General features: G+C 67.3%; 17 protein-coding genes. 8 read left to right on the top strand and 9 right to left on the bottom strand.

Annotated features, from left to right (window positions below):
• Positions 1–14: 14 nt before the first annotated feature.
• Positions 15–659 (bottom strand): maleylacetoacetate isomerase, encoded by a 645-nt coding sequence (gene maiA / locus DM992_RS05830; protein ID WP_111017819.1) that lies wholly within the window; start codon positions 657–659, stop codon positions 15–17.
• A gap of 193 nt (positions 660–852) precedes the next feature.
• On the opposite strand from maiA, the gene ybiB reads away from it, so the two are divergent.
• Both ybiB and leuA read left to right on the top strand, forming a co-directional pair.
• The gene (gene ybiB / locus DM992_RS05825; protein WP_111016068.1) at positions 853–1827 is read left to right on the top strand and encodes a DNA-binding protein YbiB; all 975 of its coding nucleotides are present in this window, start codon (positions 853–855) and stop codon (positions 1825–1827) included.
• A gap of 380 nt (positions 1828–2207) precedes the next feature.
• Positions 2208–3857, top strand: coding sequence for a 2-isopropylmalate synthase (gene leuA / locus DM992_RS05820; protein WP_111016067.1), 1650 nt, complete (start codon positions 2208–2210; stop codon positions 3855–3857).
• 131 nt (positions 3858–3988) lie between these two features.
• Here the strand turns inward: leuA and DM992_RS05815 are convergent, their stop codons facing one another.
• Both DM992_RS05815 and DM992_RS05810 read right to left on the bottom strand, forming a co-directional pair.
• Entirely contained in the window at positions 3989–4372 is a 384-nt protein-coding gene (locus DM992_RS05815; protein ID WP_072444707.1) for a nuclear transport factor 2 family protein, read from the bottom strand.
• Between the two features lie 45 nt (positions 4373–4417).
• On the bottom strand, positions 4418–4987 hold the full coding sequence (locus DM992_RS05810; RefSeq protein ID WP_111016066.1) for an acyloxyacyl hydrolase: 570 nt from the start codon (positions 4985–4987) through the stop codon (positions 4418–4420).
• Positions 4988–5347: 360 nt separating this feature from the next.
• Between DM992_RS05810 and rpoH the strand changes: the two genes are divergently transcribed.
• The 6 genes from rpoH to DM992_RS05775 all read left to right on the top strand — a co-directional run bounded on the left by rpoH (position 5348) and on the right by DM992_RS05775 (position 12889).
• On the top strand, positions 5348–6283 hold the full coding sequence (gene rpoH / locus DM992_RS05805; protein ID WP_111016065.1) for an RNA polymerase sigma factor RpoH: 936 nt from the start codon (positions 5348–5350) through the stop codon (positions 6281–6283).
• A 357-nt stretch (positions 6284–6640) separates the two neighbouring features.
• Complete coding sequence (gene cydP, locus DM992_RS05800; protein ID WP_204356110.1) at positions 6641–6925, top strand: cytochrome oxidase putative small subunit CydP; 285 nt, start codon at positions 6641–6643, stop codon at positions 6923–6925.
• Positions 6915–8495 carry a cytochrome ubiquinol oxidase subunit I gene (locus DM992_RS05795; RefSeq protein ID WP_111016063.1) on the top strand — a complete coding sequence of 527 codons (1581 nt, stop codon included), beginning with the start codon at positions 6915–6917 and terminating at the stop codon, positions 8493–8495. The genes cydP and DM992_RS05795 overlap by 11 nt, the downstream gene beginning before the upstream one ends.
• Before the next feature lie 31 nt (positions 8496–8526).
• On the top strand, positions 8527–9663 hold the full coding sequence (gene cydB, locus DM992_RS05790; RefSeq protein WP_111016062.1) for a cytochrome d ubiquinol oxidase subunit II: 1137 nt from the start codon (positions 8527–8529) through the stop codon (positions 9661–9663).
• A gap of 54 nt (positions 9664–9717) precedes the next feature.
• Positions 9718–9840, top strand: a complete 123-nt coding sequence (gene cydX, locus DM992_RS05785) for a cytochrome bd-I oxidase subunit CydX (RefSeq protein WP_034179083.1) — start codon at positions 9718–9720, stop codon at positions 9838–9840.
• A 565-nt stretch (positions 9841–10405) separates the two neighbouring features.
• Positions 10406–12889 (top strand): family 20 glycosylhydrolase, encoded by a 2484-nt coding sequence (locus DM992_RS05775; RefSeq protein WP_111016060.1) that lies wholly within the window; start codon positions 10406–10408, stop codon positions 12887–12889.
• Positions 12890–13055: 166 nt separating this feature from the next.
• Here DM992_RS05775 and nagE read toward each other — a convergent pair whose 3' ends face one another.
• The 6 genes from nagE to DM992_RS05745 form a co-directional block, all read right to left on the bottom strand.
• Complete coding sequence (nagE, locus tag DM992_RS05770; RefSeq protein ID WP_111016059.1) at positions 13056–14825, bottom strand: N-acetylglucosamine-specific PTS transporter subunit IIBC; 1770 nt, start codon at positions 14823–14825, stop codon at positions 13056–13058.
• A gap of 87 nt (positions 14826–14912) precedes the next feature.
• Entirely contained in the window at positions 14913–17495 is a 2583-nt protein-coding gene (gene ptsP, locus DM992_RS05765) for a phosphoenolpyruvate--protein phosphotransferase (protein ID WP_111016058.1), read from the bottom strand.
• 15 nt (positions 17496–17510) lie between these two features.
• Complete coding sequence (locus tag DM992_RS05760; RefSeq protein ID WP_096471829.1) at positions 17511–18527, bottom strand: SIS domain-containing protein; 1017 nt, start codon at positions 18525–18527, stop codon at positions 17511–17513.
• The gene (gene nagA, locus DM992_RS05755) at positions 18520–19623 is read right to left on the bottom strand and encodes an N-acetylglucosamine-6-phosphate deacetylase (protein ID WP_034179088.1); all 1104 of its coding nucleotides are present in this window, start codon (positions 19621–19623) and stop codon (positions 18520–18522) included. Before nagA ends, DM992_RS05760 begins: the two co-directional genes overlap by 8 nt.
• Positions 19624–19721: 98 nt before the next feature.
• Positions 19722–20456: a GntR family transcriptional regulator gene (locus DM992_RS05750; protein ID WP_047899075.1), complete on the bottom strand. Its 735-nt coding sequence runs from the start codon at positions 20454–20456 to the stop codon at positions 19722–19724.
• Between the two features lie 327 nt (positions 20457–20783).
• Positions 20784–24002, bottom strand: coding sequence for an error-prone DNA polymerase (locus DM992_RS05745; protein WP_111017818.1), 3219 nt, complete (start codon positions 24000–24002; stop codon positions 20784–20786).
• Positions 24003–24007 lie beyond the last annotated feature (5 nt).

Below are 24007 nucleotides of genomic sequence, written 5' to 3'. Positions count from 1 at the left end.
GGGGCGCGCCGCGCTCATTCGGCGTCGGGCTGCGCGCCGGGCTCGGCGGCCTTGAACGCGTCGAGCGTCGATGCATGGTCGACGATCCGCTGGATCGTCGGATAGCGCGTCGTGTCGATCGAGAAGCGGTTCGCGTTGAACACCTGCGGCACGAGGCACAGGTCGGCGAGCGTCGGCGTGTCGCCGAAGCACAGCTTGCCGGTGCGCGGATCGTTCGCGAGGCGCGTCTCGAGCGTTTCGAAGCCCGCCTCGATCCAGTGCCGGTACCACGCGTTCTTTGCCTCTTCAGGCACCTGCAACATGTGCTTCAGATACTTCAGCACGCGCAGGTTGTTGAGCGGATGGATTTCGCACGCGATCTGCAGCGCGACCGCGCGCACATACGCGCGGTCGACCGGCTGCTTCGGCAGCAGCGCGGGCTCGGGATGGGTTTCTTCGAGATATTCGATGATCGCGAGCGACTGCTGCAGCGTCGCGTCGCCATCGGTCAGCGTCGGCACGACCGCATCCGGATTCAGTGCACGGTACTCGTCCTTCAGTTGCTCGCCGCCGTTGCGCAGCATGTGCACGGGGACATAGTCGAACGGCAGCTGCTTCAGGTTCAGGGCGATCCGCACGCGGTACGACGCAGAACTGCGGAAATAGCTGTAGAGCTTCATGGGATGTCTCTCGTAGTCGTATTCGGCCGGCAACGGCACAGGCGCGGCGCAGCCGGCGCGCCCACCGCCGGTAACCAGAGTGTAGCGCGACGCGATGCGCGGCCGCGCTTGCGCCGGCCGCACCCGTGCGATACTCGGGGCATTCCTTACGCTCACCGCGCGGCCAGATGCCGGCCGCCCGCCCCACATCCCGATGACCGCTTCCCACGATCCCGCCGCCGTTCCGTTCCGTTGCGCCCGCTTCATCAAGGAGATCGGCCGCGGCCCGCACGGCGCGCGCGCGCTGTCCGCCGAGGAAACGTTCGAGCTCTATCGCGCGATGCTCGACGCGCGCGTGTCGGACGTCGAACTCGGCGCGATCCTGATCGCCTATCGGCTGAAGGGCGAAACGTCCGACGAACTGGCCGCGATGCTCGCCGCCGCGCAGGCGTCGTTCGAGCCCGTGCACGTGCAGGACGCCGCGTTCCGCCCAGTGTCGATCCCGAGCTACAACGGCGCGCGCAAGCAGCCGAATCTCGTGCCGCTGCTCGCGCTGCTGCTCGCGCGCGAAGGCGTGCCGGTGCTCGTGCACGGGGTCGAGCGCGACCCGGGCCGCGTGACGAGCGCGGAGATCTTCTCGGCGCTGTCGCTCACGCCGTCGACGTCGCACGATGCGATCGAGGACATGCTCGCCGAGCGCCGCGTCGCGTTCGCGCCGATCGAGGCGCTGGCGCCGCGCATCGCGCACCTGCTGTCGATGCGCAGCGTGCTCGGCGTGCGCAACTCGACGCATACGCTCGTGAAGATCCTGCAGCCGTTCGCGCCGGCCGGCCTGCGGCTCGTCAACTACACGCATCCGCCGTACCGCGACAGCCTCGCGCAATTGTTCCGCGACCATCCGGACGCCGCGCTCGGCGGCGCGCTGCTCGCGCGCGGCACGGAGGGCGAGGCCGTCGCCGATACGCGGCGCCAGGTGCAGGTCGACTGGCTGCACGACGGCGTATGCGACACGCTGATCGAGGCCGAGCGTTCGTCGGCCGATACGCCGCCCGTCGCGCTGCCCGAATCGCGCGATGCAGCGACGACGGCCGCGTGGACGGACGCCGTGTTGCGCGGCGAGGTGCCGGTGCCCGACACGGTCGCGCGGCAAGTCGCAACGATCGTGCAGATCGCCCGCACCACGCGCTGACGGCGCGGCGACGACCCGCCCCCGCGGCCCGACCATTTGACACGCACCCGCATCCTGGCATAGAGTTGCCGTCATGCGTTCCTTTCCGAACACCCTCCGAATTACCTCCGGCCGCCTAGCGCGGCCGCTATCGCTACGACTAGCCTAAGGCTGTCGTAGCGCCGTGTGCTGTCCGCACGGTCCCTCCCAGCAGTTCCTCGCAGTACCCCTCTCGCAGTTTTTACAACCCGAAGTCGTCAGCATTCGTCCGTCTATCCGTCGGTCGATTCGCGAAGATCATCCGCATCCGCAGCGCGATCGCGCGCCGCGGTGCGAGGCAGCGCCAACCGTCGCCCCTGCCGCCCGTCTTCGCTCGCGACTTGAGACCCGAGGTCCAGAAGATGAAGCGCAATCCGCAAGACAAGTACCGTCCGTTCGAGCCCGTCCGCATCAATGGCCGCCGCTGGCCGACCCGCACCATCGAGCGCGCGCCCGTCTGGATGAGCACCGACCTGCGCGACGGCAACCAGTCGCTGATCGAGCCGATGAGCATCGAGCAGAAGCTCGAGTTCTTCGAGATGCTGGTCGCGATCGGTTTCAAGGAGATCGAAGTCGGTTTTCCGTCGGCGTCGCAAACCGACTTCGATTTCGTCCGCAAGCTGATCGACGACAAGCGGATTCCCGACGACGTGACGATCGAGGTGCTCGTGCAGTCGCGCGAAGACCTGATCGCGCGCACGTTCGACGCGCTCGAAGGCGTGCCGCGCGCGATCGTGCACCTGTACAACGCGGTGTGCCCGTCGTTCCGCCGCATCGTGTTCGGAATGTCGAAGAACGACGTGAAGGCGCTCGCGGTCGACGGCACGCGCATCATCAAGGAACACGCCGCCGCGCGCCCCGACACGCACTGGACCTTCCAGTACTCGCCGGAAACCTTCAGCATGACCGAGCTGACGTTCGCGCGCGAGATCTGCGATGCGGTCGCGCAAACCTGGCGGCCGACCCGCGACCGCAAGATGATCGTCAACCTGCCGGCCACCGTCGAGGCCGCGAGCCCGAACGTGTTCGCCGACCAGATCGAATGGATGGACCGCAACCTCGCGTATCGCGACAGCATCGTACTGTCCGTGCATCCGCACAACGATCGCGGCACCGCGGTCGCGGCGGCCGAACTCGCGCTGCTCGCGGGCGCCGATCGCATCGAGGGCTGCCTGTTCGGCAACGGCGAGCGCACCGGCAACGTCGATCTCGTCACGCTCGCGCTGAACCTGTACACGCAGGGCATCGACCCGGGCCTCGATTTCTCCGACATCGATGCGGTGCGCCGCGTCGTCGAACGCTGCAACCAGATTTCCGTGCATCCGCGCCATCCGTACGCGGGCGACCTCGTGTTCACCGCGTTCTCGGGCTCGCACCAGGACGCGATCCGCAAGGGTTTCGCGCAGCAGCGCCCCGACGCGGTCTGGGAAGTGCCGTACCTGCCGATCGACCCGGCCGACCTCGGCCGCAGCTATGACGCGGTGATCCGCGTGAACAGCCAGTCCGGCAAGGGCGGCGCGACGTTCCTGCTCGAACGCGGGATGGGCTTCACGCCGACGCGCCGCGTGCAGATCGAATTCAGCCACGCGGTACAGACGCTCGCCGACGCGTCCGGCGAGGAAGTGACGGGCGACGCGATCTGCGCACTGTTCGCCCGCGAATTCTTCGAGACCGACGGCCCGGCCGCGCGCCATGGCAGCGGTGCGCGCTGGCAGAACCGCGAGATCGCGGCAGCGCCGGCAGCGGCCGACGCGACGCCCGAAGACGCCGTGCGACATTTGGCCGCGGCATTCGCGGCGGCCGCCGGCGCCGCGATCGACATCGCATCGTACGAACACGCGCGCACGACGGACGGCCGGATCGCGGTATCGGTCGGCTGCCGGGTCGGCGATGCGCCGCTGCGCCACGGCGTCGGCCTGCACGCCGATGCGGCGAGCGCCGCGCTCGATGCAATCGTCAGCGCAATCAACCGTTCGGCATGGTATTGCACGGACCGGCGCGCGGCAGCCTGACGCTCAGGGTTCGACAGTCAGCGAGCAGGGCGTGACCGCCCGTGCGCCGCGCGATCCGCGCCGCACGGGCCAGCAAAAAGCGGCCCATAAGGCCGCTTCGGTGGGGACATGAAAAAGGGCGCCACGCGCGCTCATGTCTCGGTCGCGCACCGCGTCGCCTGCCATGCGAGCAGGCACCAGCGGCCCTGCTCCTCGGTGTGGACGGACGTATAGGCAATCGGAAAGACCAGGCCGCCGTTGTTCGTTTCCATCTCGATCAATGCGCGCCCGGTGACGACGCAGGTATCGCCGCCGACGGGCAGCACGTCCTGCGACTGGATTTCGATCTGACGATAGCGGCGGCGGCCGGCGACGATGGCGTCGATGAACTGCTGCTTGGTTTCACGTTTGCCGTTGGTGTGCACGAAGAACACCTTGTCCGACAGCAGCGCGTCGAGCGCCTCGCCGTCCCCGTCCACCATCGCCCGGAACCGATCGCGCTCGAGCGCGCGGATCGCATCGACCACCTTCGCCATCGCCTGACTCCTCGGCAACGCGCACGCCGTGCGCGGGCATGCGGATCAGAAGTTGTACTGCACGTAGAACTGGTGGAAATTTATACCAGGATTCGGCTCTTTGATACCCGCGTTAGACACATGTTGAAAACGGTAACCGACCTGATACTGTTGCCGTTCTCCGAACTGTGCGCCGACGCCGACGACATCCACGAACTGGAACGACGTCGCGAGCGAAAGATTGTTGGAGATCGTCGGGGAAGTCAGGAACCGGATGCCGGCGCCGGCCTCGACGAACGGGCGCACCTGGCCCGCGCTCTTGACGAAGCGGAACATCGGCTGCGCGCCGATCTCGCCGATGTTGCCGTGGACGTTGCCGCCCGTGTGCCAGTAGCCGACGTGGCCCTCCATCACGAATGCGAAGTGCCAGCCGCCGATTTCCCACCAGTTCCAGCCCGGATCCCACACCACGCCGAGATCGGCCTTGTCGATCCCGTGACGATCCGAAAACCCGCCGCCCGCCTGGATACCCCATCGATCCGCGAACGCCGCACCCGATCCGCCCAGAAGTGACGCCGCCAGCATCGCATGCAGCGCAAGCCGGCTGCGGGGCCGGCGATTCTTCTTATTGTTCATCTGACACTCCAACTTTGTGGGTTGAATGGAGCCTGCCGCGACGGCCTGGCCCGAGCGAACTGAATGGTATGGTAAAGGACTTTCCGGATCGGCATCACGAAGCGAAATGGCTTCCTTCTAAAACGACAAAAATCGAAATCGTCTACTGATTCCCATCAGAAACAATGGTTTACGGAACTTCGATCCGCCGCCTTGGTCGCAGATTAGACTATCGACTCGACTATCCCGATAGAAAAATCGGGAACTCAGATGCCCACGCCCGCTCTAAGGAATTAGCACTCGGTTTGCGGGAGTGCTAAGATTGGCCCCGGAATCTCATCCGAGACCCGGGGTTTGTCCCTGATTCCAAAGGAGTTTTTAGTGAGCAACGCCCTGACCCTTCCGAATACCCTGAGCCCGACGCCGGCCAAGGCCGAATCGGCAGGCTCGCTGGCGCTCGCAGCTCAATCGATGTTGCCGGGCCAGCTTGGCAACATCGACGCGTATATCCAGGCCGTCAATCGCATTCCTCTGCTGACGGCCGAAGAGGAACGCCAGTACGCAACCGAATTCCGCGAAAACAACAACCTCGACTCGGCGCGCCGCCTCGTGCTGTCGCACCTGCGTCTCGTCGTGTCGATCGCGCGCAACTATCTCGGCTACGGCCTGCCGCACGGCGACCTGATCCAGGAAGGCAACATCGGCCTGATGAAGGCCGTGAAGCGCTTCGATCCGGCCCAGAACGTGCGCCTCGTGTCGTACGCGATCCACTGGATCAAGGCCGAGATCCACGAGTACATCCTGCGCAACTGGCGCATGGTGAAGGTCGCGACGACGAAGGCGCAGCGCAAGCTGTTCTTCAACCTGCGCAGCCACAAGAAGAGCATGCAGGCGATGACGCCCGAGGAAATCGACGGCCTCGCGCAGGAGCTCAACGTCAAGCGCGAAGACGTGACCGAGATGGAAACGCGCCTGTCGGGCGGCGACATTGCGCTCGAAGGGCAGGTGGAAGACGGCGAGGAGTCGTACGCGCCGATCGCCTACCTGGCCGACTCGCACAACGAGCCGACCGCCGTGCTTGCCGCGCGTCAGCGCGACACGCTGCAGACGGACGGCATCGCGCAGGCGCTCGACGCGCTCGACGCGCGCAGCCGCCGCATCATCGAGGCGCGCTGGCTGCACGTCGACGACGACGGCTCGGGCGGCTCGACGCTGCACGATCTCGCCGCCGAGTTCGGCGTGTCCGCGGAACGCATCCGCCAGATCGAAGCGAGCGCAATGAAAAAGATGCGCACCGCCCTCGCCGAATACGCATAAATCCGGCGATTCAGAGCGCTGCATCGAAAACCGCTGCCCGACCGGCAGCGGTTTTTTTTCGTCTGCTTTTTCTGCTTTTCCCGCTGCGTTTCATCCGCTTTACCGCCCGTTTCTGCGCCGATTAATTGACCTGATTCATCAGGTATTAGGCCGTTTTCGGGCCCCTTCCGCATAACCTTGATCTGCCTCAAGTTTCAGGCCGTAGTTAGCGACGGTCTGCCGCAGCGCAGCACTCGGCATCGGAAAGCAGTCCTTTTAAAATTGGCATGTCAGGCGCAAAAGGATTAAAACAGCTTCACGGCCGTCATAAATCCGACGTAAAGTCGCCCTCAATCCGACCTAAATCGATTCAGGATAATCGCCTTGATCTCGATCAATAAAGAGCCTGCGCCGCCTCCCCAGCGGCCGGCCGGCACGATCGGCTGGCGCACGCGCATCGCCGCGTGGGCTCGCGGACCGACCCTCGCCCGCGACATCACCCTGGTGCTGATCGTCAAGCTGATCCTCCTGATGTCGCTCAAATACGCATTCTTCAATCATCCGCAGGCCGAGCACATGTCGCTTCCGCCTGCCGCCGTCGCCGAGAAGCTGCTCTCGGTACCGGCGCCTGCACCCACCGAGGGAGACCACCATGATAAGTAGTGAAGTCGTCGATCTATCACGCCTGCAGTTCGGCATCACGGCGCTCTACCACTTCCTGTTCGTGCCGCTGACGCTCGGCCTGTCCTGGCTGCTCGTCATCATGGAAGCCGTCTACGTGATGACCGGCAAACAGGTCTACAAGGACATGACCCAGTTCTGGGGCAAGCTGTTCGGCATCAACTTCGCAATGGGCGTGACGACCGGCATCACGCTCGAATTCCAGTTCGGCACGAACTGGTCGTACTACTCGCACTATGTCGGCGACATCTTCGGCGTACCGCTCGCGGTCGAAGGCCTGATGGCGTTCTTCCTCGAATCGACGTTCGTCGGCCTGTTCTTCTTCGGCTGGAACCGCCTGTCGAAGGTCAAGCACCTGATGGTCACGTTCCTTGTCGCACTGGGCTCGAACCTGTCCGCGCTGTGGATCCTCGTCGCGAACGGCTGGATGAACAACCCGGTCGGCGCCGAGTTCAACTACCAGACGATGCGGATGGAGATGACGAGCCTGTTCGACGTGCTGTTCAACCCGGTCGCGCAGGTGAAGTTCGTGCATACGGTGTCGGCCGGCTACGTGTCGGCCGCGATGTTCGTGCTCGGCGTGTCGTCGTGGTACCTGCTGAAGAAGCGCGACATCGACTTCGCGCTGCGCTCGTTCGCGGTCGCGGCCGGCTTCGGCCTCGCGGCGACGCTCTGCGTGATCGTGCTCGGCGACGAATCGGGCTATACGACCGGCGAAGTGCAGAAGATGAAGCTTGCCGCGATCGAATCCGAATGGGAAACCCAGCCGGCACCCGCATCGTTCACGCTGATCGGCATTCCGAACCAGGAAGAGCAGCGTACCGACTACGCGATCAAGATCCCGTATGCGCTCGGCCTGATCGCGACGCGCTCGATCGACGAGCCGGTGATCGGCCTGCGTGATCTCGCGAAGCACAGCGAGGAGCACATCCAGAGCGGGATGATCGCGTACGGCGCGCTGCAGAAGATCAAGCAGGGCGACACGAGCGCCGCGACGCGCGAACTGTTCGACCAGCACAAGCAGTATCTCGGCTACGGGCTGATGCTCAAGCAGTTCACGCCGAACGTGACCGACGCGACGCCGGAGCAGATCAAGGCTGCCGCGAAGAAGACGATCCCGCCGGTCGCGCCCGTGTTCTTCTCGTTCCGGATCATGGTGTTCCTCGGCTTCCTGTTCGTCGCGACGTTCGTTGCCGCGTTCTGGTTCTGCGCGCGCCGCGAACTGCTGCAGGACAACCGCCGCTGGTTCCTGCGCTATGCGGTATGGGCGATCCCGCTGCCGTGGATCGCGATCGAATTCGGCTGGATCGTCGCCGAGCTCGGCCGCCAGCCGTGGACGATCGCGGGCGTGCTGCCGACGCACCTGTCCGCGTCGAGCCTGACGCCGACCGATCTGTACCTGAGTCTCGCGGGCTTCATCCTGTTCTACACCGCGCTGTTCGTCATCGAGATCAAGCTGATGTTCAAGTACGCGCGCCTCGGCCCGTCGTCGCTGCATACCGGCCGCTATCACCACGAACTCGCGGCCGCCAGCGAGCGCGCCCCGGCCTGAGCACGCCCCCGAAACGGAACAAGGAATCGCTATGGACTATGCAACTCTCAAGCTGATCTGGTGGCTGCTCGTCGGCGTGCTGCTGATCGGCTTCGCCGTCACCGACGGCTTCGACATGGGCGCGACCGCGCTGCTGCCGTTCCTCGGCAAGACCGACGAGGAGCGCCGCATCATCGTCAACACAGTCGGCGCGACGTGGGAAGGCAACCAGGTGTGGCTGATCACGGCCGGCGGCGCGATGTTCGCGGCCTGGCCGCTCGTCTATGCCGCGTCGTTCTCCGGCTTCTACTTCGCGATGCTGCTCGTGCTGTTCGCGCTGTTCTTCCGGCCGGTGGGCTTCGACTACCGCAGCAAGCGGCCGGACCCGCGCTGGCGCGCGGGCTGGGACTGGGGCCTGTTCGCCGGCGGCTTCGTGCCGGCGCTCGTGTTCGGCGTCGCGTTCGGCAACCTGCTGCAGGGCGTGCCGTTCAAGTTCGACAGCGACCTGCGCGTGACCTATTACGGCAGCTTCTGGGCGCTGCTGAACCCGTTCGCGCTGCTGTGCGGACTCGTCAGCCTCACGATGCTCGTCGCGCACGGCGCCGCGTTCATCAAGATGAAGACCGACGGCGTGATCGCGCGCCGCGCATCGATCGCGCTGCGTGTGGCGTCGTTCCTCGCGGTCGTGCTGTTCGTGCTGGCCGGCGTGCTGATCGCGTCGTATATCGGCGGCTTCCACATCACAAACGCCGCGCCGACCGACACGGTCGCGAATCCGCTGCTCAAGGACGTCGCCGCCGGCTCGGGCCTGTGGCTCGCGAACTACGGCGAGTTTCCGTGGATGATCGCGGCGCCGGTCGTCGGGATCGCGGGCGGCCTGCTGGCGCTGCTGCTCGCCGGCTCGAAGCAGGAGAAGACGGCGTTCTTCTGCACGGGCCTGATGATCGTCGGCGTGATCCTGACCGCGGGCTTCTCGATGTTCCCGTTCATCATGCCGTCGTCGCTCGACCCGCGCAGCAGCCTGACTGTGTGGGATTCGACGTCGAGCCACAAGACGCTGCAGGTGATGCTGTTCGCGGTGATCGTGTTCCTGCCGATCGTCCTGATCTACACGGGCTGGGTGTATCGCGTGATGCGCGGCAAGGTCACGCACCAGACGCTCGAAGAGAACAATCACTCGATGTATTGAACCGGGCCGGGGCGCGCAGGCGCCCCCGTCCACCGTTTCGCAAGGAGTCGGATCATGTGGTATTTCAGCTGGATTCTCGGTATCGGCGTCGCGCTGTCGTTCGGCATCGTCAACGCGATGTGGCTCGAAGCGCGGCAGAAGACGCAGGAAGCGCCCGCGCGCGTGCGCCGCGACTGACGCGTGACGCATGCGGCGGATCGCGCCGCCGCCGTCCAGAACGAACCTCGCTTCGCGCGAGGTTTTTTTTCGTCCCGGCCGTCCGTACAGGCACCGCACGCCGATGCCAATTTAGCGCCAGATTGATACCACTTGAATACCAATAAAAGGTTTCATAAGATCGTTGGACACGGTCGCTGACAGGCCGAATCCTTCTGGGTGGGGCAGACATGCGAATCCCGTTTATGGCGCGCGCCTGCGCGCCGTGTCGTCGGGCGGCCGGTTGCCGTTCGGCGGCGCCTGTTGTCGCCAGTGTGCGCGGCCGGACGAACGCAGCCGACCGCGGCCGCTTCGCCATTGCGGCCGTTGCCGCGCGCCGCCGATGAACGCGCGTACACCGCCCCGCCGATCCGATCGGCACGCCTGCCCGCCTCCCGTTCCGTAACGCACGCCCCCGCGTGCCGAAAACGCGCGGTGCGGCCGCATCGCCCCGCGCGCTGGTATCTCCCGCAGCTCCAATGAAAGATCCGATCGCAGCGACGTCGCTCCACGACGCCGCCACGCCCCCTTTTTATCAGGAGTTCGAATGAAGCGCACCTTGTCATCCCTCTTTGCCGGCGCGCTGATCGCAGCGCTGTCGCCGGCCGCGATCGGCGCCCAGCCGGCGTCGGCCGCGGCCGGCGCAACCGCAGGCATCGCGCAGCCCACCGCGCAAGCGGCCAGTCTCGCGGCGCTGCTGTCGACCGGCCTCGCGTTGCGCGTCGCCGTCGACAACAACCACGCGGCCGCGGCCGGCGTGCCGTGCGCCGATCTCGGCGCCGACGGCGCGGCCTGCGCGACGGGTCGCCTGATCCTGCAGAACCGCGGCCACCAGGCGATCGCCGACGGCGGCTGGAAGCTCTATCTGCATAGCATCCGCCGCCTGCTGCGGATCGATCGTCCGGGCTTCGCGCTGCGGCGGCTCACGGGCGACCTGTACGAATTGGCGCCGCAGCCGGGCTCGGTGCGGCTTGCGCCCGGCGAGCGCATCGAGCTGCCGTTCGTCGCCGAATACTGGCTGCTGCGGTACAGCGACGTGATTCCGCGCCCGTACGTCGTCGTCGACGGCGCGCCGCCCGCCGTGCTGCGCTACAACGACACCGACGACGAGCTGCGCTACGTCGAATCGCTGCCGGCCGACGCGCAGAACAACTCGACCGGCAATGCGCCGCCGGTAGCCGCCCGGCCCGACGCGAGCCGTGCGCTGCCGAGCGTGAAGCGCGAGCAGCCGCTGCCCGGCACGCTCGACCTGCGCGGCGTCGAGTTCGCGTTGCCGAACCTGCCGGACGCGCAGGTCGCGGCGCTGCGCGAGCGCGCGGCGACGCTCGGGCTCGACGGCGCGCGCGTGCCGGTGTGGGGCGCGGTCGCGCCGCGCCGGCTGCCGGCCGACATCGCGACGCCGGGAGGCTACCGGCTCGCGATCGGGCCGCGCGGCGTGTTCATCGAAGCCTACGATCGCGCAGGCCTCTACTACGGCGTGCAGACGCTCTTCTCGCTCGCGCCGGCCGGCGGCGGCCCGATCCCGGCGATGCTGGTCGAGGATGCGCCGCGCTTCACGCATCGCGGCATGCACGTCGACCTCGCGCGCAACTTCAAGCACCCGGCGACGCTGCGCCGCCTGATCGACCAGATGAGCGCGTACAAGCTCAACCGCCTGCACCTGCATCTGTCCGACGACGAAGGCTGGCGCATCGAGATTCCCGGCCTGCCCGAGCTGACCGAGATCGGCTCGCGCCGCTGCCACGACCCGAGCGAGACGCGCTGCCTGCTGCCGCAGCTCGGCTCCGGCCCGGACAACCGCTCGGGCGGCGGCTACCTGACGCGCGACGACTACGTGGCGCTCGTGCGCTACGCGGCCGCGCGTTTCGTCGAGATCATCCCGGAGATCGACATGCCCGCGCACGCGCGTGCGGCCGTCGTGACGATGGAGGCGCGCTACCGCCGGCTGCATGCGGCCGGCCGCGAACAGGAAGCGAACGCATACCGGCTGCTCGATCCGCAGGACACGTCGAACCTGCTGACGGTGCAGTTCTACGACCGGCGCAGCGACCTGAACCCGTGCGTGCCGGGAGCGCTCAATTTCGCGTCGAAGGTGATCCGCGAGATCGCGGCGATGCATGCGGACGCGCAGGCGCCGCTGCACATCTGGCACTACGGCGGCGACGAGGCGAAGAACATCCTGCTCGGCGCGGGCTTCCAGCCGCTGAACGGCACCGACCCGAACAAGGGCCGCATCGATCTCGCCGCGCAGGACAAGCCGTGGGCGCGTTCGCCCGCATGCACGGCGCTGCTCCAGCGCGGCGAGATCAAATCGATCGACGAACTGCCGACGCGTTTCGCGCAACAGGTGAGCGCGGCCGTCAACGCGAACGGGATCGACACGATGGCCGCGTGGCAGGACGGCATCAAGCATGCGAACGGGCCGCAGGACTTCGGCACGCGCCATGTGATGGTGTCGCTGTGGGATACGATCTTCTGGGGCGCATCGGACAGCGCGCGCGACCTGAGCGGCAAGGGCTACCTGACGGTGCTGGCGCTGCCCGACTACCTGTACTTCGACTTCCCGTACACGCTCAACCCGCGCGAGCGCGGCTACTATTGGGGCTCGCACGCGACGGACGAGTACAAGGTGTTCTCGCTCGCGCCGGAGAACCTGCCGCAGAACGCCGAAGTGATGGGCGACCGCGGCGGCAACGCATTCGAGGCAACGGGCACGGGCCCCGCGCCGCGCATCGAAGGCATGCAGGGGCAGGCATGGGGCGAGGTGATGCGCAACGACACCTTCCTCGAATACATGGCCTACCCGCGGCTGCTCGCGCTCGCCGAGCGCGCGTGGCACCGGGCCGACTGGGAGCTGCCGTACGCGGCCGGCGTGCGCTACAAGCGCGGCGATACGCATCACGTCGACGCGGCCGCGCTGCAGCGCGACTGGGCCGGTTTCGCGACGCTGCTCACGCAACGCGAATTGCCGAAGCTCGACCGCGCGGGCATCGGCTATCGGAAGCCGACCTTCACGCTGACGAACCCGTGAACGGCTGGATGACTGTACGATCGAGCAGTTGAGCAATGCGCGATGCGGACGAACGCATCGCGCAATCGCCCCACCAAAGAAAAACGGCTTGCGACGCGTCGCAAGCCGTTTTCGTTTCTGCCGACCGGCCCGAACCCGCAACACGGGTCCTGCCGGCCTTATTGCGTTATGCCGGTTGCGCTGCCGCCCCGCCTGCCGCCGGTGGCAGGCGTGCGCCGAGCTGTTCGGCATAGCGTGCCGCCGCGTTGCCGCAGACGATGTGGAACGTGTCGAGCGACACCCATGCGACATCGAGCGCGCCGAGACGATCGCGATCGACCGCCGACGGATCGCGCACGACGACGCGCAGGCGCGTGGTCGCAACCGCGTCGAGCGACGCGACGTTGGTCGCCCCGCCGAATACCGCGAGCCAGCGTGCCGGCTCCGGATCGAGCGGGCCGGCGGCCGCGCCCGTGACGGGCTGCGCCGCGGCGGCCGTCGCCGTCGACGCCGTGCCGGTCGCGCCGCTGCCGATCGCGGTACGCATCTCGTCGGCAATGAGGTCGGCCTCGGGCCCGATGATCACCTGCACGCTATTGCCGCCGCGCTTGAGCACGCCGCGCGCGCCGATCGACTTCAGTTCCGGCTCCGATACCTTTTCCGGATCGACGACGGTCAGGCGCAGGCGCGTCGTGCATGCGTCGACGACCGTCAGGTTGCCCGCGCCGCCGAGCGCGGCGATGTAGCGCTGCGCGCGCGGTGCAACTGCAGCCGATGCGGCGCCCGCAGCCGGCGCGACGAAGCCGCCCGATGCGTACGATTCCGCCGCCGCATCGGCCGATGCCGGCTCGCGGCCCGGCGTCGCCATGTTGAACTTGCGGATGAAGAAGCGGAACAGCCCGTAGTACGCGGCGCCGTATGCGATACCGAGCGGAATCGCGATCCAGCCCTTCGTCGACAGCCCGTAGTTCAGTACGTAGTCGATCGCGCCGGCCGAGAACGTGAAGCCGAGCTTCACGCCGAGGATCTGGCAGATCGCGAGCGACAGCCCCGTCAGCACCGCGTGGATCACGTACAGCACCGGCGCGAGGAACATGAAGCTGAACTCGATCGGTTCGGTCACACCGGTCAGGAACGACGTCAGCGCCATCGAGAACAGCAGGCCGCCGACCATCGCGCGGCGCTCCTTGGGCGCTTCGTGCAGCATGGCCAGACACGCAGCCGGCAGGCCGAACATCATGATCGGGAAGAAGCCGGCCATGAAGGTGCCCGCGGTCGGGTCGCCCGCGAAGAAGCGGTGCAGGTCGCCGTGCACGATGTCGCCGCCGGCGGGCGGCGTGAAGTTGCCGAACACGAACCACGCGAGCGAGTTGATGATGTGGTGCAGCCCCGTGACGAGCAGCAGGCGGTTCAGGAAGCCGAACACGAACGCACCGATCGCGCCCGCCGTCGTCAGCCACTGGCCTGCCGCGTCGATCGCATGCTGGACCGGCTGCCACACGTACCCGAACACGATGCCGAGTACCACGCAGGCCAGCCCCGTGATGATCGGCACGAACCGTTTCCCGCCGAAGAACGCGAGATAGTCCGGCAGCTTGATGTCCTTGTAGCGGTTGTACAGCAAGCCCGCAACGACACCCGCGATGATCCCGGACAGCACGCCCATGTTCAGCTTGGGATCGATGTCCTTCATGATCGCGGTTTCGATCAGGTAGCCGATCGCACCCGCGAGCGCAGCAACGCCGTTGTTGTCCTTCGCGAAGCCGACCGCCACGCCGATCGCGAACAGCAGCGGCAGGTTGTCGAAGATCGCACCGCCGGCGTCGGCGATCATCTTGATGTTGAACACGTCCGGCTGTCCGAGCCGCAGCAGGATGCCGGCGACCGGCAATACCGCGATCGGCAGCATCAGCGCCCGGCCCAGGCCCTGTATTTTCAGAAACGGATTCCCGTTCATTCAGTCCTCCAATCCTTGTCTCGTCATGAATCGTCGTTGACCTAATTGCTTTCGTAGTGAAACGGGTCGCGAGCCTGCCTTCGACGTTCAGTCGAGCGGCCAGACCTCGCGGCTTGCTGCCCTTACCGCCTGTGCCGAATCGAGCGCGAGCAGATCCTGCGCGCGCTGACGGCACAACTGGTAATCGAGACGGCGCACACGCGCCTTGATGCCCGGCACCGCTACCGGGTCGACCGACAGTTCGGTCACACCGAGGCCGACCAGAATCGGCACCGCAAGCGGATCGCCACCGAGCGCGCCGCATACGCCGACCCACTTGCCGTGCTTCGCGGCGCCGCGCACCGCGATGTCGATCAGGCGCAGCACGGCCGGATGCAGGCCGTCGGATTGCGCTGCCAGGTCGGCCTGGCAGCGGTCCATCGCAAGCGTGTACTGCGTCAGGTCGTTGGTGCCGATCGACAGGAAATCCGCGTGTTGCGCGAGCTGGTCGGCCAGCAGCGCGGCCGACGGCACCTCGATCATCACGCCGACCTCGATCGGCTCGGTGCGGCCCTGCGCGCGTGCGAACTCGTCGATGCGCTTTCTGAGCCGCACGATCTCGCCCGCGTCGGTGACCATCGGCAGCAGGATGCGCACCGCGCCGAACGGCTTCACCGCGAGCAGGCCCTGCAACTGATCGTCGAGGAGATCGGGGCGCACCTGCGCGAGGCGGATGCCGCGCAGGCCGAGCGCCGGGTTCGGTTCGGGCGGCAGCGTCAGGTAATCGACTTCCTTGTCGGCGCCGACGTCGAGCGTGCGGATGATCGCCGTTCGGCCCTGCAGCGCGTCGACGATCGACTGGTAGCTCTGCTGGTGTTCGGCGACCGTCGGCGCGGCCTGGCGATGGATGAACATCAGCTCGGTGCGCAGCAGGCCGACCGCGTCCGCACCGTTGTCGACCGCGGTGTTCGCGTCGTCGAGCGTCGCGATGTTCGCGGCGACCTCGATCGCGCGGCCGTCGGCCGTCGCGGCGGCAACGCCTGCCAGCTGCCGGTTCGCCTCGCGCACGCCGTCCAGGCGCTGGCGCTCATGCCGCGCGCGTTCGACGTCGAGCGCGGTCGGCGCGTGTTCGAGACGGCCCGCGCTCGCATCGACGACGACCTGCGTGCCGTCCGGAATCGCATACAACGCATCGCCGACCGCGACCAGCGCCGGGATGCCGAGCTGCCGCGCGATGATCGCCGCGTGCGACGTCGCACCGCCGCGCGCCATCACGAGCGCGGTCACGCGCTGGCGATCGAGCGACGACAGGTCCGACGGCGTGAATTCCTCGGCCGCGAGCACGGCCTCGTCAGGCAGCGCACGCGCCGCGCCGTTCGTGTGGCCGAGCGCGCGCAGCACGCGCTTCTCGATGTCGCGCAGGTCGGCCGCACGTTCGGCGAGCAGCGCGTCGTCGAGCTTCGACAGCGTGTCGATCTGCGTGCGGATCGTCGCGCGCCATGCGAAGCCCGCGCTCTTGCCGAGGCTGATCAGGTCGCGTGCCGCGTCGATCAGCGTCGGGTCCTCCAGCAGCACGCGATGCACCGCGAAGATGCCCGCTTCGCCGACCGCGCCGCGCGCCGATGCGCTGCGCACCGTTTCGTCGAGTTCGCCGTCGACGGCCTTCAGCGCCTGGTCGAGCTGGCGGCTTTCCGTGGCCGGCGTGCCGGCTGCCTGCTCGGGCGGCACGATTTCCGCATCGTCGAGACGCACCAGCGTGCCGACCGCGATGCCGGGTGCCGCACATACGCCCGCGAGCGAGTTCGGGTCGATCGGTGCACCGACGTTGCGCGCGACCGTCTGCGGCGCAGGCGACCTCAGCCGTGCCGGCTTTTCCTCGACCTCGCCGTGCGCTTCGCGCAGCAGCTCGTGCTCGACCGCATCGACGGCCTGCTGCGCGTGCGCGCCGCGGCCGACCAGTTCGACCGTCGCGCCTTCGCCGGCGCCGAGGCCGAGCAGGCCGACGACGCTCGCGATCGACGCCTTGCGGCCGTCGAACAGCACGTCGACGGTCGCGTCGAGCCCGCGCACGGCCTCACGCGCACGCGCGGCCGGCCGCGCATGCAGGCCGCCCGGCTGCGCCAGCACGATTTCTCGGCGCACTTCGTTGTGTGCCGCCGCGCCGGCTTGCGCCGCCTGCGCAGCCGCTTCGCCCTTGCCGCGCAGCGCGAGCAGTGGCGTCTCGCCGGCCGTCGCGAAACCGCTCGCGCGGTCGACGACCTCGAACGCGTCGGAGTTCGCGATCGCGATCACCGACACGAGCGAATGCGCGCTGCGCGCGACCGCGTCCTGGTCGAACTCGATCAGCAGATCGCCCGCTTCGACGCGTGCGCCGGCCTCGACGTGCGCGGCGAAGCCCTGCCCGTTCAGCTCGACGGTGTCGATGCCGATGTGCAGCAGCACTTCCGCGCCTTGCGGCGTCGTGATCGTCACCGCGTGGCCCGTGCGCGCGAGATGCGACACGATGCCAGCGCACGGCGCAACGAGCTTGCCCGCGAGCGGGTCGATGCCGATGCCGTCGCCGAACATCCCGCCGGAGAACACCGGATCGGGCACGTCGGCCAGCGCGACGATCGGCCCCGTCAGCGGGGCAAGCAGGACGATCTGATCGTGGGTGGGGCTCTTCAACTGGGACTCCTCGGCGCGTCTCATCGGCTGTCTCGGCTATCAGTGCGTTTCGGTGACTTTGTTCAGGTGGCGCGGCGTGTCGGGATTGCGGCCGCGCGCGACGGCGAGATCCGCCGCCATCACGTAGAACGAAAGAATGGCGGCGATCGGGTCGAGCGCCGGATGGGCGGACTGCGCGAGCGGCAGCACCGTGCCCGACAGGCCGGGCGTGCCGGCGGGCGCCGCGAGCAGCACGGCGGCGCCGCGTGCGCGCATGTCTTGCGCGAGCTGCAGCAGGCCGGCCTGTTCCGGCCCCGGCGGCGCGAACACGAGCAGCGGATAGTCGCGGTCGATCAGTTCCATCGGGCCGTGACGGACTTCGGCGCTCGAGAACGCCTCGGCCTGGATGCCGGACGTTTCCTTCAGCTTCAGCGCGGCTTCCTGCGCGATCGCGAGACCGAGGCCGCGGCCGATCACGATCATCCGCTCGACGCCCGCGAGCGCGGCAACGGCCTGCGACCAGTCGAGCCGGCCGGCCTGCGCGAGCACGTCGGGCAAGCCGCGCAGCGCGGTCACCAGTGCGGCGTCGCGCTGCCAGTAAGCGACGATCTGCGCGGACAGCGACAGCATCGCGATATAGCTCTTCGTCGCGGCGACCGACAGTTCGGGGCCGGCGAGCAGCGGCAACTGGTGCTCGCACGCATCGGCGAGCGGCGACGGCAGCACGTTCACGGCGGCGACGGTGCGCGCGCCGGCTTCGCGCAGCGCGGCCATCGTGTTGACGAGGTCGGGGCTCTTGCCCGACTGGGAGAATGCGATCGCGAGTTGATCCTGCACCTTCAGCGGCGCCTGCTGCAGCGTCGCGACCGACATCGGCAGCGACGCGACCGGCACGCCGAGGCGGCTCATCGTCAGGCTCGCGAAATAGCTCGCGGCGTGATCCGAGCTGCCGCGCGCGACCGTCAGCGCGACGGCCGGCGGGTGATCGAGCAATTGGCCGGCGAGCGCTTCGACGCGCGTGGTGTCGGCGATTTGCGCGGCAACGACCTGGGCGGACTCGCGCGCTTCCTTAAGCATATTCGACAATCGATTCTCCTTCGACATAGGTCGCAGTGAGGTTCAGGTCGCGATCGAACACCGCGAGGTCGGCCCATGCGCCGCGCTCGAGGCGGCCGCGGTCGGCGACGCCGAGGTAGTCGGCGGCATAGCGCGACATCCGGTTCGACACGTCGGCGATCGGCAGGCCGAGCGACACGAGGTTGCGCAGCGCCTGGTCCATCGTCAGCGTGCTGCCGGCGAGCGTGCCGTCCGCGAGCCGCACGCCGCCGAGGCACTTCGTCACGTGCTGGCTGCCGAGCCGGTATTCGCCGTCGGGCATGCCGGTTGCGGACGTGCTGTCGGTCACGACGTACAGGCGCGGGATCGCGCGCAGCGCAGCACGAATCGCGCCCGGGTGCACGTGCAGCAGGTCGGGAATGATTTCCGCGTATTCGGCATGCGCAAGCGCCGCGCCCACCAGGCCCGGGTTGCGGTGATGCAGCGGCGACATCGCGTTGAACAGGTGCGTGAAGCCGCATGCGCCGTGCTTGAGCGCGGCGACGGCATCGTCGTAGGTCGCGAGCGAGTGGCCGAGCTGCACGCGCACGCCGCGCGCGGCCATCTCGCCGATGATCTCGATGTGGCCGGCGATTTCCGGCGCGAGCGTGACGACGCGGATCGGCGCGATCGACAGGTACTTCAGCACTTCGTCGAGCACGGCCGACACGGCCGCGTCGGGCTGCGCGCCGAGCTTGCCGGGGTTGATGTACGGCCCTTCGAGGTGCACGCCGAGCACGCGCGCGCCGCCCGGCGTGCGGGTGCGCGCGACGCTGCCGAGGTTGCCGACGACCTTCATCAGTTCGTCGCGCGGCGCGGTCATCGTCGTCGCGAGCAGGCTCGTCGTGCCGAATTGCGCGTGCGTGCGGGCGATCGTCTCGATCGCGTCGCCGCCTTCCATCACGTCGGCGCCGCCGCCGCCGTGCACGTGCAGGTCGATGAAGCCGGGCAGGATGTACGGCGCGTCGTTCTGCGCGGGATCGGCGGGCGTACCGTCGAGCGTGGTGATGCGGCCGTTCTCGCTATCGAGCGAACCGTGAATCCAGCCGTCGGGGGTGAGGATGTTTCCAGTCAGCATGACGTTCTCTTGATGATCTGGTGACGCGGGCATCCGCGTCGTGATTTGCAAATCCGTGTCGTTGCTTCACGCATGTCGCGCGCGGGCAGTCTCGCGCGTCAGCGTTTCAGTTCGGCGACGAAGTCGTAATAGTCGTCGCGGCAATACGATTCGGTCACTTCGATCGCGCGCTGGTCGGCGCCGTAGCCGATGCGCGTGATCACGAGGAGCGCCGCGCCCGGCTTCACCGCCATCCATTTCGCGATCTCGCGCGTCGCGTTCACCGCGCGAAAGTGCTGCAGCGCGCGCACGACGACCATGCCGCGCGCTTCGAGGTATTCGTACAGCGACGCGCCGAGCGCCTGCGGATCGGGCACCACCGCGGCCGGCAGCGTCGAATGCTCGACGGCCATCACGATGCCGTCCGCGCGGCGCAGCCGTTCGAGCCGCGCAACCGTCGCGCCCGGCGCGAGGCCGAGATGCACGATCTCGTCGCGGCTCGCGGCGCGCAGCTTGCGCGACAGCCACACCGAATCGGGCATGAAGCCGCGCTGCTGCATCTTCGCGGTGAAACCGACGAGACGCGACAGCGGATCGGCGACGCGCGGCGTGATGAAGCTGCCCGCACCGCGCGCCCGCGTGATCAGCCCCTGCTCGACCAGCAGCGCGAGTGCGCGACGGGCCGTGATCCGCGATACGCCGACCGACACCGACAGCAGCCGCTCCGACGGCAGCGCCTCGCCGGCCCGCCACGCGCCGCCGTGAATCGCGCTCGCCAGGTTGCGGGCGAGCTGCAGATAGAGCGGCGTATCGCTGAGGGGATCGGGCGCCAGTTCGGACCAGCCGGTTTCCATGTGCCTCCGGGTGTCGGACGACGATCTCGGGCCGTCGAAAGTGAACGCATTATATAACCACAATAATACCAGTCAACGAACTGGTATTAGATGCGCCGAAATCGCCGGAAGCCTTGCTGCGCAAGCGTTTTAGTACCGGGAAATCCTTTGTTTACAATGCAGTGCGAGATAGGGATTTACCCGAAGTGGTATGCAAGGGGACAGTTCCAATGCATGTTTCAGCCAGGTTTCGGGTGCAAATATGAGACCGAAATAGAACCAGTTGAGCCGACTGGTATGCATCGTGGGGCGAAGCGCCGCGCGGGCCGGCGGCACGCGTCGGGGGAGTCAGTGGAATTCGCGGCTCGACGTGCGCAGGCCGCCGAGCAGCGGCGTCAGATCCTCGAAATGCTGCGCGACGAGGTGCCTCACGTCGCTCACGACCTGCCACACGCCGGACGCCGCGAGCAGCCGCGAATCGAGGGTTTCGCGGCGCTGCCGCGCGAGCAGTTCGGGCCGGACGATCACGTTCACGCAACCCGTTTCGTCCTCGAGCGTCATGAACATCACGCCTTTCGCGGTACCCGGCATCTGCCGCGCGGTCACGAGCCCGCACGCGCGTGCGAGCCGGCCGTCGGGGCGGTCGCGCAGTTCGGCCGCGGACGACAGCCGCCGCGCGCGCAGCGCGGGCCGCAGCAGCGCAACCGGATGGCGGTTCAGCGTGAGGCCGGTGGTGTGATAGTCGGCGAGGATGTCGTCGGCCTCCGACGGCGCGCCGAGCGCGGGCTTCTCCGCTTCGTCGATCGGCGCGGCGGCGAGCAGGTCGCGCTCCGGCGCCGCGGCGACGGCCTGCCACAATGCATCGCGACGATGGCCGGCGAGCGTCGCGAGCGCGTTCGCGGCAGCGAGCGCTTCGAGGTCGCGGCGTTCGAGCTGCGCGCGACGCGCGAGGGTGTCGACGTTCTCGAAGGGGCCCGCCGCGCGTGCGGCTTCGATGCGGCGCGCGGCGGCTTCGCCGAGGCCGCGCACGAGCGACAGGCCGAGCCGCACGGCAGGCTGGCCGTGCGGCGGCGGCTGGCCGGGCAGCGCTTCGAGCGATGCTTCCCAGTCGCTTTGCGTGACATCGATCGGCAGGACCTGCACGCCGTGGCGCTTCGCGTCCTGCACGAGTTGCGACGGCGGGTAGAAACCCATCGGCTGGCTGTTCAGCAATGCGGCGAGGAAGATCGCCGGTTCGTGGCATTTGAGCCAGCTGCTGGCGTAGGCCAGTTTGGCGAAGCTCGCCGCGTGGCTTTCGGGGAAACCGTATTCGCCGAAGCCCTTGATCTGCTCGAAGATCTGCTCGGCGAATTCGCTTGTGTAGCCGCGCTCTAGCATGCCGTGGACGATCTTGTCGTGATACTTCTCGAGATTGCCCTTGCGCTTCCATGCGGCCATCGCGCGACGCAATTCATCCGCTTCGCCGGGTGTGAAACCCGCGGCGACGATCGCGATCTGCATGACCTGCTCCTGGAAGATCGGCACGCCAAGCGTACGCACGAGCACCTCCTCGAGTGCCTCGCTCGGATACGTCACCTCGCCCTCTTCCTCGCCAGCGATGATCCTGCGCCGCGTCAGGTACGGATGCACCGCGCCGCCCTGGATCGGCCCCGGCCGAACGATCGATACCTGGATCACGAGATCATAGTAGTTGCGCGGCCGCAGGCGCGGCAACATCGACATCTGCGCGCGCGATTCGATCTGGAACACGCCGACCGTGTCGGCGCGGCAGATCATGTCGTAGGTTGCTTCGTCATCCTGCGGAATGTGTTTCAGCGTGAATGGCTCGCCGTCCGGTTCCGGCGGCCCGCGCCATGCGGTGCGCATGTCGAACGCGCGATGCAGCGCCGACAGCATGCCGAGCGCGAGCACGTCGACCTTCATCAGCTTGAGCGATTCGAGATCGTCCTTATCCCACTGGATCACGCGACGCCCGTCCATTGCCGCGTTCTCGACGGGCACGAGCCGCGTGAGCTTGCCGCGGCTGATCACGAAGCCGCCCGAGTGCTGCGACAGGTGGCGCGGAAAGTTGAGCAATCGCCCCGACAATTCGGCCCATGCGCGAATCATCGGCGTCGCCGGATCGAGCCCGGTCGTCGCGAATTGCTGCAGCAGGTCACGGCTGCCGTCGAACCAGCGATGCCCCTTCGCGACGCGATCGATCAGCATCGGATCGACGCCGAGCGCCTTGCCGGTTTCGCGCAGCACACCGCGCGGACGATACGTCGATACGGCGGCCGCGAGTGCGGCGCGGTCCTTGCCGTATTTTTCGTAGATGTGCTGAATCACTTCCTCTCGGCGCTGATGCTCGAAGTCAACGTCGATGTCGGGCGGCTCGCCACGCTCCTCGCTGATGAAACGCTCGAACAGCATCGTGCTCTGATCGGGATCGACCTCGGTGATGCCGAGGCAGAAACAGACGACCGAGTTCGCTGCCGAGCCTCGGCCCTGACACAGGATGTTCTGGCTGCGCGCGTATTTGACGATGTCGTAGACGGTCAGGAAGAACGGTTCGTAGCTCAGCTTCGCGATCAGGTCGAGTTCATACCGGATCTGTTTCTCCACTTTCTCCGGAATACCCTGCGGATAGCGCTCGGCCGCCCCTGCCCTGGTTTCCTGCTCCAGATAGCTCGTCGGCGTGAGCCCCTTCGGCACGATCTCGTCGGGATACTCGTAGCGCAGCGAATCGAGTTCGAAATGACACGCATCGAGAATCGCGCACGTTTCCGCGATCTCTTCCGGCGAAAACAGTTGCCCGATACGCTGTCGCGAACGCAGGTGCTGTTCGGCATTCGGCGCGAGCGCATAGCCGCACTCCGAAACCGGCATCCCGACGCGGATCGCCGTCATCACGTCCTGCAACGCCTTGCACGAGCGCCGGTGCATCGTCACGTCGCCAAGCGCAACGATGCGCACGCCGCGCCGCGCGCCGGCCGCACGGATCTCCTCGCGTTGCGCACCGTCCAGCGCACGCTGCAGTTGCACGAGCCCGAGCCGCGCACGCTCGCCGAACGTCGCGCGAAACCATGCGACCTGCGCATCGAGTACGTCCGCACGCACCGGATACGTAGGCACGAGAATCACGAAGCAGTCGGGCATGCCGCGCAAGTGCGCAAACTCCTCGGGCGGCACCGACAGCATCCTCGACGTCAGTCGGTACGTGCCCTTCGGCGATGCCATTCGCCGCCATGAAATCAGCTCGGACAGGTTGCCGTAACCCTCGCGGTTCTGCGCGAGCAGCACGAGCCCGAACGCGCCGGGGCCAGGATCGTGGCCTGGTGCGACTTCATCCGGTGTTACTTCGAAATACGAACCGATGACGAGCGGCAGCCCTTTCGCCTTCGCCGCGACATGCATGCGCGGCGCGCCTGCGAGCGAGCATTCGTCGGTGATCGCGATCCCGCGATAGCCGAGCTCGAACGCACGCTCGACCAATTCCTCCGCATGCGACGCGCCATGCAGGAACGAAAAGTTCGAGCGACAGAACAGCTCCACGTAGTCGGGAAGAAACTGGTACTCCATAGCCATCGCCT

Origin of the sequence: Burkholderia sp. JP2-270 (assembly GCF_003233675.1) — a bacterium.
In the GTDB taxonomy this organism is placed as follows: domain Bacteria; phylum Pseudomonadota; class Gammaproteobacteria; order Burkholderiales; family Burkholderiaceae; genus Burkholderia; species Burkholderia pyrrocinia_C.
Note: the sequence above shows the minus strand (reverse complement) of the source record. Positions and strands in the feature narration are given on the sequence as shown.

What these genes read in the sequence shown, in the direction of transcription:
- DM992_RS05750 (WP_047899075.1), bottom strand. Translation starts at nt 20,456, where the DNA reads ATGGAAACCGGCTGGTCCGAACTGGCGCCCGATCCCCTCAGCGATACG.
- cydB (WP_111016062.1), top strand. Translation starts at nt 8,527, where the DNA reads ATGGACTATGCAACTCTCAAGCTGATCTGGTGGCTGCTCGTCGGCGTG.
- DM992_RS05745 (WP_111017818.1), bottom strand. Translation starts at nt 24,002, where the DNA reads ATGGCTATGGAGTACCAGTTTCTTCCCGACTACGTGGAGCTGTTCTGT.
- DM992_RS05815 (WP_072444707.1), bottom strand. Translation starts at nt 4,372, where the DNA reads ATGGCGAAGGTGGTCGATGCGATCCGCGCGCTCGAGCGCGATCGGTTC.
- ybiB (WP_111016068.1), top strand. Translation starts at nt 853, where the DNA reads ATGACCGCTTCCCACGATCCCGCCGCCGTTCCGTTCCGTTGCGCCCGC.
- DM992_RS05795 (WP_111016063.1), top strand. Translation starts at nt 6,915, where the DNA reads ATGATAAGTAGTGAAGTCGTCGATCTATCACGCCTGCAGTTCGGCATC.
- DM992_RS05810 (WP_111016066.1), bottom strand. Translation starts at nt 4,987, where the DNA reads ATGAACAATAAGAAGAATCGCCGGCCCCGCAGCCGGCTTGCGCTGCAT.
- nagE (WP_111016059.1), bottom strand. Translation starts at nt 14,825, where the DNA reads ATGAACGGGAATCCGTTTCTGAAAATACAGGGCCTGGGCCGGGCGCTG.
- DM992_RS05760 (WP_096471829.1), bottom strand. Translation starts at nt 18,527, where the DNA reads ATGCTTAAGGAAGCGCGCGAGTCCGCCCAGGTCGTTGCCGCGCAAATC.
- maiA (WP_111017819.1), bottom strand. Translation starts at nt 659, where the DNA reads ATGAAGCTCTACAGCTATTTCCGCAGTTCTGCGTCGTACCGCGTGCGG.
- ptsP (WP_111016058.1), bottom strand. Translation starts at nt 17,495, where the DNA reads ATGAGACGCGCCGAGGAGTCCCAGTTGAAGAGCCCCACCCACGATCAG.
- leuA (WP_111016067.1), top strand. Translation starts at nt 2,208, where the DNA reads ATGAAGCGCAATCCGCAAGACAAGTACCGTCCGTTCGAGCCCGTCCGC.
- nagA (WP_034179088.1), bottom strand. Translation starts at nt 19,623, where the DNA reads ATGCTGACTGGAAACATCCTCACCCCCGACGGCTGGATTCACGGTTCG.
- cydX (WP_034179083.1), top strand. Translation starts at nt 9,718, where the DNA reads ATGTGGTATTTCAGCTGGATTCTCGGTATCGGCGTCGCGCTGTCGTTC.
- DM992_RS05775 (WP_111016060.1), top strand. Translation starts at nt 10,406, where the DNA reads ATGAAGCGCACCTTGTCATCCCTCTTTGCCGGCGCGCTGATCGCAGCG.